At 63.5% G+C, this 15366-nt stretch carries 14 protein-coding genes; 9 read left to right on the top strand and 5 right to left on the bottom strand.

Features of this window, described 5'->3' with window-relative positions; translation table 11 throughout:
* Nucleotides 1-3: 3 nt before the first annotated feature.
* Complete coding sequence (gene prpR / locus REA38_RS04640; protein ID WP_308885152.1) at nucleotides 4-1593, bottom strand: propionate catabolism operon regulatory protein PrpR; 1590 nt, start codon at nucleotides 1591-1593, stop codon at nucleotides 4-6.
* 244 nt (nucleotides 1594-1837) lie between these two features.
* Here prpR and prpB point away from each other — a divergent pair, with 244 nt between their 5' ends.
* From prpB to REA38_RS04620, 4 genes are all read left to right on the top strand, one after another.
* Nucleotides 1838-2728: a methylisocitrate lyase gene (gene prpB, locus REA38_RS04635; protein WP_033646893.1), complete on the top strand. Its 891-nt coding sequence runs from the start codon at nucleotides 1838-1840 to the stop codon at nucleotides 2726-2728.
* A gap of 33 nt (nucleotides 2729-2761) precedes the next feature.
* Entirely contained in the window at nucleotides 2762-3925 is a 1164-nt protein-coding gene (gene prpC / locus REA38_RS04630) for a 2-methylcitrate synthase (protein WP_033646891.1), read from the top strand.
* Nucleotides 3926-3965: 40 nt separating this feature from the next.
* The gene (locus REA38_RS04625; RefSeq protein WP_308885281.1) at nucleotides 3966-5417 is read left to right on the top strand and encodes a bifunctional 2-methylcitrate dehydratase/aconitate hydratase; all 1452 of its coding nucleotides are present in this window, start codon (nucleotides 3966-3968) and stop codon (nucleotides 5415-5417) included.
* A 79-nt stretch (nucleotides 5418-5496) separates the two neighbouring features.
* On the top strand, nucleotides 5497-6126 hold the full coding sequence (locus tag REA38_RS04620) for a LysE family translocator (protein WP_048321374.1): 630 nt from the start codon (nucleotides 5497-5499) through the stop codon (nucleotides 6124-6126).
* On the opposite strand, the gene REA38_RS04615 is transcribed toward REA38_RS04620, so the two are convergent.
* Nucleotides 6123-6962: a helix-turn-helix transcriptional regulator gene (locus REA38_RS04615; RefSeq protein ID WP_033637650.1), complete on the bottom strand. Its 840-nt coding sequence runs from the start codon at nucleotides 6960-6962 to the stop codon at nucleotides 6123-6125. The genes REA38_RS04620 and REA38_RS04615 overlap by 4 nt on opposite strands.
* A 99-nt stretch (nucleotides 6963-7061) precedes the next feature.
* On the opposite strand from REA38_RS04615, the gene REA38_RS04610 reads away from it, so the two are divergent.
* From REA38_RS04610 to REA38_RS04595, 4 genes are read left to right on the top strand one after another with little or no spacing between them, the layout of a single operon-like run.
* Nucleotides 7062-8486 carry an MFS transporter gene (locus REA38_RS04610; protein ID WP_308885151.1) on the top strand — a complete coding sequence of 475 codons (1425 nt, stop codon included), beginning with the start codon at nucleotides 7062-7064 and terminating at the stop codon, nucleotides 8484-8486.
* A gap of 56 nt (nucleotides 8487-8542) precedes the next feature.
* Nucleotides 8543-9172 carry an FMN-binding negative transcriptional regulator gene (locus REA38_RS04605; protein ID WP_308885150.1) on the top strand — a complete coding sequence of 210 codons (630 nt, stop codon included), beginning with the start codon at nucleotides 8543-8545 and terminating at the stop codon, nucleotides 9170-9172.
* A 38-nt stretch (nucleotides 9173-9210) separates the two neighbouring features.
* Nucleotides 9211-10170, top strand: coding sequence for a DNA-binding protein YbiB (gene ybiB, locus REA38_RS04600; RefSeq protein WP_308885149.1), 960 nt, complete (start codon nucleotides 9211-9213; stop codon nucleotides 10168-10170).
* Nucleotides 10171-10216: 46 nt separating this feature from the next.
* Nucleotides 10217-12073, top strand: a complete 1857-nt coding sequence (locus tag REA38_RS04595; protein ID WP_086579386.1) for a M3 family metallopeptidase — start codon at nucleotides 10217-10219, stop codon at nucleotides 12071-12073.
* A gap of 66 nt (nucleotides 12074-12139) precedes the next feature.
* On the opposite strand, the gene REA38_RS04590 is transcribed toward REA38_RS04595, so the two are convergent.
* The 3 genes from REA38_RS04590 to REA38_RS04580 all read right to left on the bottom strand — a co-directional run bounded on the left by REA38_RS04590 (nucleotide 12140) and on the right by REA38_RS04580 (nucleotide 14121).
* Nucleotides 12140-12775 carry a carbonic anhydrase gene (locus tag REA38_RS04590; RefSeq protein WP_004939270.1) on the bottom strand — a complete coding sequence of 212 codons (636 nt, stop codon included), beginning with the start codon at nucleotides 12773-12775 and terminating at the stop codon, nucleotides 12140-12142.
* A gap of 287 nt (nucleotides 12776-13062) precedes the next feature.
* Nucleotides 13063-13323: a YdgH/BhsA/McbA-like domain containing protein gene (locus REA38_RS04585; protein WP_308885148.1), complete on the bottom strand. Its 261-nt coding sequence runs from the start codon at nucleotides 13321-13323 to the stop codon at nucleotides 13063-13065.
* A gap of 168 nt (nucleotides 13324-13491) precedes the next feature.
* Nucleotides 13492-14121: a flavin reductase family protein gene (locus REA38_RS04580; protein ID WP_033646882.1), complete on the bottom strand. Its 630-nt coding sequence runs from the start codon at nucleotides 14119-14121 to the stop codon at nucleotides 13492-13494.
* Between the two features lie 118 nt (nucleotides 14122-14239).
* Here REA38_RS04580 and rlmF point away from each other — a divergent pair, with 118 nt between their 5' ends.
* Entirely contained in the window at nucleotides 14240-15205 is a 966-nt protein-coding gene (rlmF, locus tag REA38_RS04575; protein WP_165790341.1) for a 23S rRNA (adenine(1618)-N(6))-methyltransferase RlmF, read from the top strand.
* Nucleotides 15206-15366: the final 161 nt, after the last annotated feature.

Raw genomic sequence — 15366 nt, 5'->3', positions numbered from 1 at the left:
TGCTCAGTTCGTTTTTTTCAGCCGGCGCCATAAGGTGGTGCGGCTGATCCCGAGCAACCGGGCGGCGGCGGCGTGGTCGCCCCTGCACCGCGCCAGCGCTTCGTGGGCGGAGACGGGCGCTGGTGGTGTCTCGGGCGGCGTGCCCGCCGCCAGCTCCGGCAGCAGCCAGCGCAGCGTCTCGCCGCTCGGCGCGGCGCCGGTGCTCAGCATCAGCGCCACCCGTTCCATCATGTTGCGCAGTTCGCGCAGGTTGCCGGGCCAGGCGTAATGACTCAGCGCGGCGTAACAGCCGGCCAGGGCGGCGCGCAGCGGCTCCGTCAGCGGCACGTCGAGCGCCGCCAGCGACCGCTTCAGAAAGTGTTCCGCCAGCATCGCGATATCGTCGCCGCGCGCCCGCAATGGCGGCAGCTGCAGCCGCAGGGCGCTCAGGCGGTAGAACAGATCGGCGCGAAAACCGCCCCGTTGAATCGCCTGCTCCAGGTGGTTGTGGGTGGCGCTGATGACGCGAAAGTCGACCGCCACCGGCTGCTGCCCGCCGACCCGGGTGACGGCCTTCTCTTCCAGCGCGCGCAACAGCCGGGTTTGCAGGTGCAGCGGCATTTCGCCGATCTCATCCAGAAACAGAGTGCCGCCGTTGGCGGTTTCCAACAGCCCGCGCCGGCCGCCGCGCCGTGAGCCGGTAAAGGCGCCTTCCTCATAGCCGAACAGCTCCGCCTCCAGCAGCGATTCGGCGATGGCGCCGCAGTTGATGGCGACGAACGGCGGCGTCGCGCCTCTGGCCGGCGCGCCGCGCCGGGAAAAGTATTCCCGGTGGATCGCCTGCGCCGCCAGCTCCTTGCCGGTGCCGGTTTCTCCTTCAATTAATACCGCCGCCGGCGAGCGGGCGTACAGCATGATGGTGCGCCGCGTCTGCTCCATCTGCGGAGAGTCGCCTTGCAAATCGCTCAGCCCGTAGCGCGGCTGCAGGGTATTGCGCGCGGCGTAATCGCCGCCGCGTTTGCCGCCGCCCAGCATCAGGCGCGTTACGTCCAGCGCATCGCTGAAGGCGGCGCGCAGGGTGGCGGCGGAATAGAGAAAAATGGCGGTGAGCCCGGCCTCTTCCGCCAACTCGCTGATGAGGCCCGCCCCAACCACGGCCTGAATGCCGGCGGCTTTCAGCTCGGCGATCTGGCCGCGCGCGTCCTCTTCGGTGACGTAGCTGCGCTGCTCAAGCGGCAGATCGAAGGTCTGCTGGAACTCCAGCAGCGCGGGCAGAGGAGTTTTATAGGTGATGACACCGATCCGATCGGCGGTTCTGCGCGCCTTGCTCAGCGCCTGCAGCAGATCGAAGCCGCCGGGCTTGACCAAAATGACCGGCACCGACAGGCGGCTTTTCAGGTAGGCGCCGTTGGAGCCGGCGGCGATGATGGCGTCGCAAGGCTCGGTAGCCAGGCGGGCGCGGATGTGCTGCACCGCCTCCTCAAAGCCGAGGCGGATCGGGATGATGGTTGCCAGATGGTCGAACTCGAGGCTGATGTCCCGGAACAGATCGAACAGGCGGGTGATGGAGACGGTCCAGATCACCGGTTTGTCCGGCGTGACGTGATCGCTCATGGTGGGTTACCGAATGGAAGTGGCTGCATTAGGTGTAGCCCGGTTTCAGTTATGTTTCAAATTTACTGCGTGAAACAGCGATTGAAACGTTAGCTGAAACGTTTTTTACCCCTTTGCCAGGCTAATGGCGCTGAATATGTTGTAACTCACTTATTTTTATCGTGTTTAATTTTTTCCTCACCGAAGCACAACCTGGCCCGCCCCTTGCTCTGTCTGTTTCATCTGGCCAATCGGAGAAAACGTCATGACGCTGCGCTCACCTGGGCTCGCCTTTCGTCAGGCCCTGAGTAAAGAAAAACCCCTGCAAATCGCCGGCGCGATCAACGCCAACCATGCGCTGCTGGCCCAGCGGGCCGGATTCCAGGCCATCTACCTTTCCGGCGGCGGCGTGGCGGCCGGTTCGCTGGGGCTGCCGGATCTGGGCATTTCGACCTTGGACGATGTGCTGACCGACATTCGCCGCATCACCGACGTTTGCCCGCTGCCGCTGCTGGTGGATGTGGACAGCGGTTTCGGCGCTTCGGCGTTCAACGTCGCCCGCACGGTGCGATCGGTGAGCAAGGCCGGGGCGGCGGCGCTGCATATCGAAGATCAGGTCGGCGCCAAGCGCTGCGGCCATCGCCCCAATAAGGCCATCGTTTCCACCGGAGAGATGGTGGATCGCATCAAGGCGGCGGTGGATGCGCGCAGCGATCCGGACTTCGTGATCATGGCGCGCACCGATGCGCTGGCGGTGGAGGGGCTGGAGGCGGCCATCGAGCGCGCTCAGGCTTACGTGGCGGCCGGAGCCGACATGCTGTTTCCGGAAGCGATCACCGAGCTGGGCATGTACCGCCGCTTTGCTGAGGCGACGCAGGTGCCGATCCTGGCCAACATCACCGAATTCGGCGCGACGCCGCTGTTTACCACCGACGAGCTGCGCAGCGCCCAGGTGGATATGGCGCTGTATCCGCTGTCGGCCTTCCGGGCGATGAACCGGGCGGCGGAGCGGGTGTACCGCGCTTTGCGCGAGGAGGGCACGCAGAAAAGCGTCATCGACACCATGCAGACCCGCAACGAGCTGTATGAAAGCATCAACTATTATTTGTTCGAAGAGAAACTCGACGCCCTGTTCGCTCGCCAGCGCGACGAATAGGCGCCATTCACGCACAAGCCAAACGAGGACGGTATGAGCCAAGCGATCCCCCCGCAAAGCCCGACTGGCGTTAAGCCGAAAAAATCCGTGGCGTTATCCGGCGTGCCCGCCGGGAATACCGCGCTGTGCTCCGTAGGGCGCAGCGGCAACGATCTGCACTATCGCGGTTACGACATTCTCGATCTCGCGCGCCACTGCGAGTTTGAAGAGGTCGCCCACCTGCTGATCCACGGCAAGTTGCCCAACCGCGATGAGCTACAAGCCTACAAACACCGTCTCAAAGCCCTGCGCGGCCTGCCCGCCAGCGTGCGCACGGTGCTTGAGGCGTTGCCTGCGGCGTCTCACCCGATGGACGTGATGCGTACCGGCGTCTCGGCCCTTGGCTGCACGCTGCCGGAAAAAGAGCAGCACGGCGCGGCCGGCGCGCGCGACATCGCCGACCGGCTGCTGGCGTCGCTGGGATCGATGCTGCTGTATTGGTATCACTACAGCCACAACGGCGAGCGCATTCAGCCGGAGACCGACGACGACTCCATCGGCGGCCACTTCCTGCACCTGCTGCACGGCGAAGCGCCTTCCGCCAGTTGGGAGCAGGCGATGCACGCGTCATTGATCCTGTACGCCGAGCATGAGTTCAACGCCTCGACCTTCGCCGGCCGGGTGATCGCCGGCACCGGATCCGACGTCTATTCGGCGATCGTCGGCGCCATTGGCGCGCTGCGTGGGCCGAAGCACGGCGGCGCCAACGAGGTGTCGCTGGAGATCCAGCAACGCTATGAAACGCCGGACGAAGCGGAGGCCGACATTCGCCGCCGCATCGACAACAAAGAGGTGGTGATCGGCTTCGGGCACCCGGTGTACACCGTCTCCGATCCGCGCCATCAGGTGATCAAAGAGATCGCGCTGCGCCTGTCGCGGGAGGCGGGGGCGATGAAGCTGTATGACATCGCCGATCGGCTGGAAAGCGTGATGCGCGACACCAAAAAGATGTTCCCCAACCTCGACTGGTTCTCGGCGGTGTCTTATCACCAACTGGGGGTGCCCACCGAAATGTTCACGCCGCTGTTTGTCATGGCGCGGGTGAGCGGCTGGTCGGCGCACATCATCGAGCAACGGCAGGACAACAAAATCATTCGCCCGTCCGCCAACTATACCGGGCCGGAAGCGCGGGCGTTCGTACCGCTGGATCAGCGCTGAGCGCCGATCGTTATTCACTATGGAGCCTTTGGGAATCATGATGCTTGAGTCTGCCAACACCCGCCGTCCGCCGTTCGATCGCGAAATGGTCGATATCGTCGATTATGTGATGAAAGAGGCCGTCGATACCCCGGCGGCGTACCGCACCGCCCACTATTGCCTGCTCGATACCCTCGGCTGCGGGCTGGAGGCGCTGAGCTATCCGGCCTGCAAGAAACTGCTGGGGCCGGTGGTGCCGGGCGCCGAGGTGCTGAACGGCAGCCGGGTGCCGGGCACCCGCTTCCAGCTGGATCCGGTGCAGGCGGCGTTCAATATCGGCGCCATGATCCGCTGGCTCGACTTCAACGATACCTGGCTGGCGGCGGAGTGGGGGCACCCGTCGGACAACCTGGGCGGGATCCTGGCGGTGGCCGACTGGCTCTCGCGCCAGGCGGTGGCGGCGGGCAAAGCGCCGCTGACCATGCGGCAGGTGCTGATCGCCATGATCAAGGCGCATGAGATCCAGGGCTGCCTGGCGCTGGAAAATGCCTTTAACCGGGTGGGGTTGGATCACGTGCTGCTGGTGAAGGTGGCGTCCACCGCGGTGGTGGCGCAGATGCTCGGCCTGAGCCGGGCGGAGATCCTGAACGCGGTGTCGCTGGCGTGGGTGGACGGGCAGTCGCTGCGTACCTATCGCCACGCGCCGAACGCCGGCACCCGCAAATCCTGGGCGGCGGGGGATGCGACCGCGCGCGCGGTGCGGCTGGCGCTGATGGCTGCCACCGGCGAGATGGGCTATCCCTCGGCGCTGACGGCGCCGACCTGGGGGTTCTACGACGTCTCGTTCAACGGCAAGCCTTTCCGCTTCCAGCGGCCGTACGGCGCGTATGTGATGGAGAACGTGCTGTTTAAAATTTCGTTCCCGGCGGAGTTCCATGCCCAGACCGCCGTGGAAGCGGCCATGACGCTGCACCGCCAGATGCAGGCCGCCGGCAAAACCGCCGCCGACATCGCCGCAGTGAGCATCCGCACTCATGAGGCCTGCTTGCGTATTATCGACAAGCAGGGGCCGCTGGATAACCCGGCGGATCGCGATCACTGCATTCAGTATATGGTGGCGATCCCGCTGCTGTTCGGCCGGCTGACGGCTGCGGACTACGAGGATCGGGTGGCCGAGGATCCGCGCATCGATGCGTTGCGCGGCAAGATCCATTGCCATGAAGATCCCGCCTTCACCCGCGATTATCACGATCCGGAAAAACGATCGATCGCCAATGCGCTGACGGTGGAGTTTACCGACGGCAGCCGTCTGGATGAGGTGGCGGTGGAGTATCCTATCGGCCATGCGCGGCGGCGCGAAGAGGGCATCCCACTGCTGGTCGAGAAGTTCAAAACCAACCTGGCGCGCCAGTTCCCGGCTCTGCAGCAGCAGCGCATTCTCGAGGTGTCGCTGGACCGGCAGCGGCTGGCGCAGATGCCGGTCAACGAGTATCTCGATCTGTGGGTGATCTGACGCGAGCGGCGCTGACAAGCCACGTCGGCGCCGCTATGATGGACGCTCCATTCCCGTCCCTCTTCTTATCAGGTGATTCATGATTGATGCCGCAACGCTGTTGTTGTTTTCCGGTGCCTGCGTGGCGCTGGCGCTGACCCCCGGCCCGGATATGCTGCTGATCGCTTCGCGCAGCGTCAGCCAGGGGCGGCGCGCCGGTTTCGCTTCGCTGGCGGGCATTCAGCTCGGCACGTATTGTCACGCGCTGGCGGCGGCGCTGGGGTTGTCGCAACTGTTCGTCGCGGTGCCGCTGGCTTACGACGCGGTGAGAATGCTGGGCGCCGCCTATCTGCTCTATCTGGCGTGGAAAACGCTGCGATCCGGCAGCAGTTTGCAGGCTTCCGCCGGGTTGCAGGCGGTGCCGACGGCGCGCATCTTCCGCCAGGGGCTGTTCACCAACATCCTCAACCCGAAAATGGCGCTGTTCGTGCTGGCGCTGTTTCCGCAGTTTATCGATCCGCGTTCAGGCTCGGTGGTGGTGCAGATGCTGGCGCTGGCGACGGTGCTGAATCTGGTGGGCTTGCTGATTAACGGCGGGGTGATCCTGGCGGTCAGCGGCATGAAAAGCCGCTTTGCCGGCCGCCGCTTCAGCGCCCGCTGGCCGAACTACCTGCTGAGCGGGGTGTTCGCCGGGCTGGCCTGCAAGCTCATTTTCGACAGCCGCCGCTAACCCTCGCGCAGCAGCGCTTCAAACGCCGCGCTGGCCGGTTCGTCCGGCAGCGCGCTGTACATCACCAGCCGCAGGTGATTCTCTTCGTCGACGATGAAAGAGGCGTGGTCAAAGGTGACCGGGCCGATTTCCGGGATGGCGAAGCTGCGCCGTCCCTGGCAGCGCCCGTGAATGTCGTGCTGCCGCCAGAGCTGGCGGAACTGCGGCGACACCCGCTCCAGCGCCTGTACCCGTTGGCGCATCACCTCATCCTCCGGCGCGCGAGCGTAGTCGCGGCGGAAGCTGGCCAGGATTTGCGGCGCCTGCGCCCGCCACTCCAGCAGGCGCGCATTGAGCTGTGGATCGGCAAACAGCATCCACAACATGTTGCGCTCTTCCGGCGGGCGTTCGGCGATGGCGAACAGCCGCTGTGCCGCCGGGTTCCAGGCGATGATGTCCCAACTCAGGTTCATGACGTAGGCCGGCCGCAGCGCCAAATCGTCCAGCAGCCGCCGCACCAGCGGCGAGACCTGGCACCACTGATGGCCGACCGGCACCGGCGGGCGCTGATGCGCCAATAAAAACAGGTGGTAGCGGCCGGCGGCGTCGAGCTGCAGCACCCGCGCCAGGTTTTCCAAAAACGCCACCGACGCATTGATTTCCCTGCCTTGTTCCAGCCAGGTGTACCAGGTGAGGCCGACGCCGGCCAGCGCCGCGACCTCCTCGCGCCGCAATCCCGGCGTGCGGCGGCGGCTGCCGCTCGGCAAACCGACCGCCTGTGGCGACAGCTGTTCTCGCTTTTGACGTAGAAAATCCGCCAGTTCGTGGCGAGTGCGCTCGAGGGTGCGTGGGGGCATGGCGGCCGTCCTGTTGCTGTCAGTAATAGTATAAGTGGCTATATAGTAACAGTTTAAAACATGTTTCATACTGCGGCCATCATAATCTCTGGAGGTGGTATGGAACATTCATTATCTCGTGAACGGCGAGGGTTGGCCGGCCTGCCGGTGCTGCTGTTGGGCGGTTTTGTCACGGTGTTCGATCTGTTTGTGGTCAACGTGGCGGCGCCGGTGATCCAGCGAGAATTCGCCGCCGATTTTGCCGGCGTCGGGTTGATCGTCGCCGGTTATGAACTGGCGTTCGGGGTGCTGTTGATCGCCGGCGGGCGTCTGGGCGATCGCTTCGGACGTCGGTGTCTGTTCAGCCTCGGCATGCTGGGATTCACGCTGACTTCATTGCTGTGCGGGTTGGCGGGATCGCTCAGCCTGCTGATCGCCGCGCGTATTCTGCAGGGGGCGGCGGCGGCGCTGCTGTTTCCGCAAATTTACGCCTTGATGCGGGTGCTGTACGAGCCGCAACAGCGGCGGCGCGCCTTCGCCTGGCTGGGCATGACGCTGGGGCTGGCGGCGATCTTCGGCCAGATCCTCGGTGGTTTTATCATCGAGGCCAACCTGTTCGGCAGCGGCTGGCGCATGATCTTTCTGATTAATCTGCCGATCGGCGCGCTGGCGCTGTGGGCGGCGCGGCGCATTCCCGAATCGCGGGTGGCGCAGGCGCAGCGGCTGGATGGCGTTGGCCTGGGGCTTGCGGCGACCGGCCTGTCGCTGTTGCTGCTGCCGCTGCTGGAAGGGCCGGCGCGCGGCTGGCCGTGGTGGATCGCGCCGATGTTGGCGCTGGCAATGCTGACGCTGTGGGGCTTCCTGCGTTGGGAGCGCCGTCTGGCGCAGCGCGGCGACGATGCGGTGCTCGATCCGGCGCTGTTCCGCCAGGCGGGCTTCGCGCCGGGTATGGCGGTGGTGCTGGCGATTTATGCCACCGCTTCCTCGTTTTTTTTATGTTTCGCGCTGCTGCTGCAGGCGGGGGCGGGGCTGACGCCTTTTCAGGCGGGCAGCCTGTTCGCCCCGGCCAGCGCGGCCTTTATGCTGGCGTCGATGTTGGCGCCCCGGCTGGCGCTGCGTTGGGGCAACCGTGCGCTGAGCGCGGGCGTGGCGATTTACGCCGCCGGGCTGGCGCTGCTGATGGCGCAGGCGCTGTGGGGCGCGGCGCTGGCGCATCCGCTGCGGCTGCTGCCGGGGTTGGTGGTGCTGGGATTCGGCCAGGCGCTGAGCATGACGCCGCTGCTGAATCTGGTGCTCGGTTTGGCGCACGAGCGGCAGGCGGGCATGGCGGCGGGGCTGGTTGCCACCGTGCAGCAGGTGGGGGGCGCGCTGGGCATCGTGGTCAGCGGCGTCGGTTTCGTGCCGCTGCTGGCGCACGGCGGCGCGGCGGAGCGCTATGCCGAGGCCTTTGCCGGCGCCATGGTATTTAATCTGTTGGCGATGGGCGTCGCCCTGATCTTGTTAAACCGGATCACGCGAAATAGTCAGAAAGCGGATCTTAAGTAGGCCGCCGGCGGGTGCTTTACTGTCGTCATGATGAGAGAGCGTAAGGAGCCACACTGATGTTTCAACCCGCCGCATTTCGCGAAGACGATCTGGATGCCCAACTGGCGCTGGTGCGCGCCCACCCGCTGGGGCTGCTGGTCAGCCACGGCGAGCAGGGATTGACGGCCGATCCGCTGCCGTTTTTGGTCGATGTCGAACAGGGGCAGATCCGGCTGCGGGCGCACCTGGCGCGCGCCAACGAGCACTGGCGGCGGCTGCAGCACGCGGCGGAATGCCTGGTGATTTTTCAGGGGTTGGAGGGCTATGTGTCGCCCGGCTGGTATCCGAGCAAGCGCCAGACCGGCAAGGTGGTGCCGACCTGGAATTACAGCGTGGTGCAGCTGTATGGCGTGCCGACGGTAACGGACGACCCGGCCTGGCTGCGGCGCCAGCTGATCGATCTGACCGCGCAGCAGGAAGGAGGGCGCCCGGCGCCCTGGCGGCTCGACGACGCGCCGGCCAACTACATCACCGCGCAGCTTAAAGGCATCGTCGGTATCGAGATCGCCGTCACCCGGCGCGAAGGCAAATGGAAGATGAGCCAAAACCGCAGCGCCGACGATGCCGATGGGGTGATCGCCGGGCTGCGCGACGGCGATGAAACGCAGCGGCGGCTGGCGGAGGAGGTTGAGCGGCGGCGCGGATAGGGTATGCTAACCGAAGAGTGAGCAAGGGGAACCTTCGGATGGATTACACCAAAATTATCAAAGAAATAGGCCGCGGCAAAAACCATGCGCGCGACCTGGACCGGCAGACCGCCTTTGAGCTGTATCAGGCGATGCTGGCCGGGGAGGTCCCCGAGCTGGAGCTGGGCGGCATTCTGATCGCGCTGCGCATCAAGGGTGAGGCCGAAGAGGAGATGCTGGGCTTCTACCAGGCGATGCAGCAGCAGGTGTTGCCGCTGCAGGCACCGCAGGGGCGGCCGCTGCCGGTGGTGCTGCCGAGCTATAACGGCGCGCGCAAGCAGGCCAACCTGACGCCGCTGCTGGCGCTGCTGCTCGCGAAAGTGGGCCTGCCGGTGGTGGTGCATGGCGTGCTGGACGACAGCACCCGCGTGACCAGCGCCGAGATTTTCCGCGCCCTGGGGCTGCCGTGGTCGGAACAGGCCGTTCACGCCCAGCAGCGTCTCGATAACGGCGAGGCAGTGTTCATGCCGGTTTCCACGCTGTCGGCGCCGCTGGCGCGGCAGCTCGGGCTGCGTTGGCGCATGGGGGTGCGCAACAGCGCGCATACGCTGGCCAAGCTGGCGACGCCGTTCGGCGAACAGGATGCGCTGCGCCTCGCCAGCGTCTCACATCCGGAGTATGTCGGCCGGGTGGCGTCGTTTTTCCGCCAGATCGGCGCCCGCGGGCTGTTGATGCACGGCACCGAAGGCGAAGCCTACGCCAACCCGCTGCGCTGCCCGCAGATTCACTATATTGCCGGCGGCGAACAGCGCGTGTTGCTGGAGCGCACCTTGCAGGATGAAACGCCAACGTTGCCGGCGGCGAAAGACGCGGAAACCACCGCGCGCTGGACCGAGCGCTGCCTGGCGGGCGAGGTGGCGATCCCGCAGGCCATCCAGCGGCAGGTCGCCTGTTGCCTGGTGGCCGCCGGCGAGAGCGAGACGCTGGAACAGGGGCTGCAGCGCCTGCATCAGGCCTGAGCGCGACTATACTGGGATATTTCCTCATCGGCTGAGAAGGACGGTTATGCAACAGGCTCTCGATTACTTCAATCAATTGAACCAGGATTACCTCGACGTACACCGCGCCAAAGAAGAGCTGTTCTGGCAAAACTACATGGGCACCGGCGGTGAAGAGGTGTCGGCGCGCTTTGCCGCCGCGGAAAGCGCCTATAAGCGCTTTATCGCCGAACCGCGCCGGCTGGCGGAGATCCGCAATCTGCTGGCCGGATTGGAAACGCTGCCGCAGACGGCGCAGCGCGAGGCGCTGATCCACGGCCTGCAAGGTTGGCTGCGTTTCTTCGACTGCAACGCCATTGAAGATCCGCAGGCGCAGGCGCTGTTGGATCGGATCATCCACGCCGAGTCCGATCTCTACGCGCGCCGCAAGGGCTATCAGGTTACGCATCTGAACGCCGAAGGCCGGCGGGTGGCGGCCTCGCTCGGCGAGCTGTTGACCAACCAGGCGACCAACCCGAACGAAGACTACCGCCGCAGCTCGCAGCAGGCGCTGCGCGATCTGGAGCAATGGCTGCTGCATAACGGCCTGCCGGAACTGATTGGCCTGCGCAACCGCTTTGCGCGCCAGATGGGCTATCGCAACTATTTCGACTACAAGGTGAACAAAACCGAGCGCATGACGCCGGAGCAGCTGTTCGCCATTCTGGATCGCTTCGAGCGGGAAACCCGCGAGGCCAACGCCCGCAGCCTGCAGCAACTGGCGGCCGACAAGGGCAGCCAGGCGCTGGAGCCGTGGAACGTGCGCTTCGCCAGCGCCGGCGACGTCACCCGCCAACTGGATCCTTACTTCCCGTTTTCGCGTTCGCTGGAACGCTGGGTCGACAGCTTCAAACGCCTGCACATCGGCTTTGGCGGCGCCGAGATGAACCTCGATCTGCTGGTGCGCAAAGGCAAGTATGAGAACGGCTTTATGCACGGCCCGGTGCCGCCGTTTGTGCGCCAGGGGGAATGGGTGCCGGCGCGCATCAACTTCACCAGCCTGGCGCAGCCGGGGCAGGTGGGCAGCGGCGCTTACGGGCTCAACACGCTGTTCCACGAGGGCGGCCACGCGGCGCATTTCGCCAACATTCGCCAGAATGCGCCGTGCTTCTCGCAGGAATTCCCACCGACCTCGATGGCCTATGCCGAAACCCAGTCGATGTTCTGCGACAGCCTGCTGGACGACGCCGACTGGTTGAAACGCTATGCGAAAAACGCCGCCGGCGAAGCGGTGCCCGATGCGCTAATCGAAGCCGGTATCGCGGCGCGCCAGCCGATGCGCGCGTTCAACGAACGCCATATCCTGCTGGTACCGTACTTCGAGTGGGCGCTGTATCAGTGGGATGACGAGCAGCGCACGCCGGAAGCCATCACCGCGCTGGCGCGCGAGGTCGAGCAGAAGATCCTCGGCATCAGCGGCAGCCCGCGCCCGACGCTGGCGATCCCGCACCTGCTGTCGCTGGAGTCCGCCTGCTCTTATCAGGGTTATCTGCTGGCGATGATGGCGGTGGAACAAACCCGCCAGTTCTTCCTGCAGCGCGACGGTTACCTGACGGACAACCCGGCCATCGGCCCGGATCTGGCGCAACACTATTGGTTGCCGGGCAACAGCGTCAGCCATGATGACACGCTGCGCAGCCTGACCGGTGAAGGGTTCAACCCGGACTATCTGGCGCAGGCCTGTAACCAGACGGTGGCGCAGGCGTGGCGCGAGGCGCAGCAGACGATGGCCGCCGCCGCCGCGCGCCCGCAGCCGCCGGCGGATTTCGATTTGGAGGCGCATATTCGGGTGGTGGACGGCGAGACGGTATTGGCGGACAACGCTGACGGCGACGAACGGATGTGTCGCGATTTCGCCGCGGCGATAGAGGCGCGTTTGGTTTAAGGCTGACAATAAAAAAATCCACGCGGCAGCGTGGATTTTATTTAATGATAAAATCTGGGCGTTATTTTATTCGAAATAGACGTCGGGATTATCGGCCAGGGAAACGAAGCTCTTGGTGTTTCTATCCAGCGTACGAATTTCGCCGCTTTCGATGTCGTACACCCAGCCGTGCAGGCGCAGCCCGCTGTTGCGCAGACCCACCGCAACGGAAGGGTGGGTTTTGATATTATTTAGCTGGGCGATAACGTTCTCTTCCACCATAGCGTTAACTTTGTCTGTTTCGCTATTCCAGGTTTTCTTCTCGACCACCGCTTTGGCCGCATCCGCGTAGTGCAGCCAGTGGGCTACCGCAGGCATGGGATCGAGGCACTGACAGGACGCGATAGCCTTCATGGCGCCACAGTTCGAGTGGCCACAAATCACGATATCAGTGACGCCCAGCGCCACTACCGCGTATTCGATAGTCGCGGAAACCCCACCCGGCTCCGGGCCAAAGGAAGGGACGATGTTACCGGCGTTGCGGATAACGAACAGTTGCCCAGGCTCTTGCTGCGTCACCAGCTCGGGCACCAGGCGGCTGTCAGAACAGGAAATAAACAGCGCTTTGGGATTTTGGCTGGAGGCCAGGCTGCGAAAGAGTTCCTTACGCTGCGGGAAAATCTCTTTCTGGAAACTGAGGAAACCTTCAATGATATGTTGCATACAACGCTCTCTGCATCTGTAGTCTGCGTAATATGATAATCATCCTCTTCCGTTAGTCCAGCAATGGCACGGTAAAAAAATGTGTGTACATACCCCCTGTAAACCCCATTAAATACGGGGTTTAAACCCGTTTCCGGCAGCATTGTCCGGTTCGCTTACGCGTGGGTTGCTGATAAAGCGGGTAGCAAAAAACCGGCTGTCGTGCCCATGCAGCGCTGACGCAAGCGAAGATAAAAAAAGCCCGCCGGGGTGATATCCGGCGGGCTTTTTGGCGTCTGGGGCGGTGATTATTTGTAGATAACCGCGGTGGCGTGCATCAGGTTGTTACCGCTGGTGGAAGTGATGGTGAAGGCCTTGGCGCCTGCCGCATCGGCTTTGGTGGCCAGTTGAGACTTCAGGCTGCTCAGGTCGGTCGCGCCGCTGGCGACGATCACGCCGGCTTTTTCGAATTGGGCGGCATCCTGGGCGCTGACGTGTTCAGCGGCGAAAGTGGTGAAAGAAACGGTGGCCAGGGCGATAGCGGCAGCAAAAGTTTTGATGGTTTTCATGTTCGTCATTCCTGTCAAAGTGAATTAGGGAGAAAGGGGTTTGCCTTTCGATGGGAAGATTATTGCGCAGTGACAGGCGGGATAAAATCGGAGAGTGTTGATGGTTTTGTTCATATTTTTTGATTATTAATCCCCCCCGTTTATCTTCTGCCTAAACGGGGGAGACGATCAGCGCGTCGGGCGCGCCAAATCGAAACGGTGCTGTTCGGAAATGCCGTAGTAGGCGGTCGGGCCGCCGGCGCGCAGAATAGGTTCGGCAGCGGCGGTCTGGTAGACGCCGTGTTCATCCAGCAGCGCCGGATCGAGGTGCACCGCCACCACCTCGCCCAATACCAGCCAGGTTTCCACCTGTTCACCGGCGGCGGTTTGCAGCTGAATGCACTGGGTCAGCCGGCATTCGAAGTTCACCGGGCTTTCGGCCACGCGCTCGGCTTTGACCCGGCGCCCGGGCAGCGGCGTGACGCCGGCGAAGGCGAATTCATCCTCGCCGCGCGGCAGGGGGATGGAACTGTTGTTCATCGCTTCCGCCAGCGGGCGTGTCGCCAGGTTCCAGACGAATTCGCCGGTTTCCACGATATTCGCCACGCTGTCTTTCCAGCCGGTGCTGGCGAAACCGACGATCGGCGGACGGTAGTTGAAGCAGTTGAAAAAGCTGTAGGGCGCCAGATTGCGCAAGCCGGCGGCGCTGCGGGAAGAGATCCAGCCGATGGGGCGCGGGCCGACGATGGCGTTCAGCGGATCGTGCGGCAGGCCGTGGCCGGCGGCGGGTTCATAATAATAACGAGATTCACGGCTCATGGGGGATCCTGTGGCAATCGATGAGGTTTTCATTGTGCCGGGTTTCCCGCCGCTGCGCCATTGCGGGCGGGATGTGTTATCTTACGCGCCGGAAATACCTTCAAGAGAGCCCGTCACGGTGGAAAAAAAGAAAACCTTCCCGCAGCAGAAAAGCGGCCTGCATCCGCGCAACCGTCATCGTTCACGCTATGACTTCCCGGCGCTGATCGCCAGCTGCCCGGCGTTGGCGCCGTTCGTAAAACCGAACGCCTGGGGCGATGTGTCGGTGGACTTCGCCGATCCGGCGGCGGTGAAAATGCTCAACCGTGCGTTGCTGCAGCACTTTTACGGCATCGAACACTGGGATATTCCGGCGGACTACCTGTGCCCGCCGATCCCCGGCCGCGCCGATTATCTGCACCACCTGGCGGATCTGCTGGCGACCAGCAACGGCGGCGAGATCCCGCGCGGCAAGGGCGTGGCGATCCTCGACGTCGGCGTCGGCGCCAACTGCATTTACCCGATCGTCGGCCTGCGCGAATACGGCTGGCGTTTTACCGGGTCTGAAATCGATTCGGTGTCGCTCAACGCGGCCAAAATGATCGTCGAGATGAACCCGACGCTGCGCAACAGCGTGCGTCTACGGTTGCAAAAACAGCCTGAGCTGATTTTTAGCGGCATCATCGGCGCGGCCGAGAAATTTGACGCCACCCTGTGCAACCCGCCGTTCCACGCGTCCGAGCAGGAAGCGCGCGCCAGCACCCGCCGCAAGCTGCATAAATTGGGCAAAGGGGAAGTGGCCGACAAGCCGGTACAAAACTTCGGCGGCAAGAACAACGAACTGTGGTGTGAAGGCGGCGAAGAAGCCTTCGTGAGCAAGATGGTGGAAGAGAGCGTCGGCAAGGCCAACAACTGCCTGTGGTTCACTTCGCTCATCTCGAAAAACACCACGCTGCCGGCCATTTACCATGCGCTGAAGGTGGCGGGCGCGGCCGAGGTGCGCACCATCGAGATGGCGCAAGGGCAGAAGATCAGCCGCTTTGTCGCCTGGACCTTCCACGACGCCGAGCAACAGGCCGCCTGGGCAGCCGAACGCTGGCGCTAATCCTTCCGGCGCCGGTTATCCTGCCGGCGCCGACAAAAATCCGCATTTTACCTTTCAATTTTCATCACTTACGTTATTCTCAATACGGAATTAATAATAAAAATCTTAGGTTGTTGGTTTATTTAAATTCGAATAATTACTTTACTGAATAAATAAATTTA

This window comes from Serratia sp. MF1(2023), assembly GCF_030954545.1.
Lineage (GTDB): Bacteria > Pseudomonadota > Gammaproteobacteria > Enterobacterales > Enterobacteriaceae > Serratia > Serratia sarumanii.
Note: the sequence above shows the minus strand (reverse complement) of the source record. Positions and strands in the feature narration are given on the sequence as shown.

Excerpts from the sequence above, each read along its gene's own strand:
- REA38_RS04585 (WP_308885148.1), bottom strand. The coding sequence starts at position 13,323 with ATGAAAACCATCAAAACTTTTGCTGCCGCTATCGCCCTGGCCACCGTT.
- REA38_RS04590 (WP_004939270.1), bottom strand. The coding sequence starts at position 12,775 with ATGCAACATATCATTGAAGGTTTCCTCAGTTTCCAGAAAGAGATTTTC.
- ybiB (WP_308885149.1), top strand. The coding sequence starts at position 9,211 with ATGGATTACACCAAAATTATCAAAGAAATAGGCCGCGGCAAAAACCAT.
- REA38_RS04620 (WP_048321374.1), top strand. The coding sequence starts at position 5,497 with ATGATTGATGCCGCAACGCTGTTGTTGTTTTCCGGTGCCTGCGTGGCG.
- prpC (WP_033646891.1), top strand. The coding sequence starts at position 2,762 with ATGAGCCAAGCGATCCCCCCGCAAAGCCCGACTGGCGTTAAGCCGAAA.
- REA38_RS04610 (WP_308885151.1), top strand. The coding sequence starts at position 7,062 with ATGGAACATTCATTATCTCGTGAACGGCGAGGGTTGGCCGGCCTGCCG.
- REA38_RS04625 (WP_308885281.1), top strand. The coding sequence starts at position 3,966 with ATGCTTGAGTCTGCCAACACCCGCCGTCCGCCGTTCGATCGCGAAATG.
- prpB (WP_033646893.1), top strand. The coding sequence starts at position 1,838 with ATGACGCTGCGCTCACCTGGGCTCGCCTTTCGTCAGGCCCTGAGTAAA.
- REA38_RS04605 (WP_308885150.1), top strand. The coding sequence starts at position 8,543 with ATGTTTCAACCCGCCGCATTTCGCGAAGACGATCTGGATGCCCAACTG.
- REA38_RS04615 (WP_033637650.1), bottom strand. The coding sequence starts at position 6,962 with ATGCCCCCACGCACCCTCGAGCGCACTCGCCACGAACTGGCGGATTTT.
- REA38_RS04580 (WP_033646882.1), bottom strand. The coding sequence starts at position 14,121 with ATGAGCCGTGAATCTCGTTATTATTATGAACCCGCCGCCGGCCACGGC.
- prpR (WP_308885152.1), bottom strand. The coding sequence starts at position 1,593 with ATGAGCGATCACGTCACGCCGGACAAACCGGTGATCTGGACCGTCTCC.
- REA38_RS04595 (WP_086579386.1), top strand. The coding sequence starts at position 10,217 with ATGCAACAGGCTCTCGATTACTTCAATCAATTGAACCAGGATTACCTC.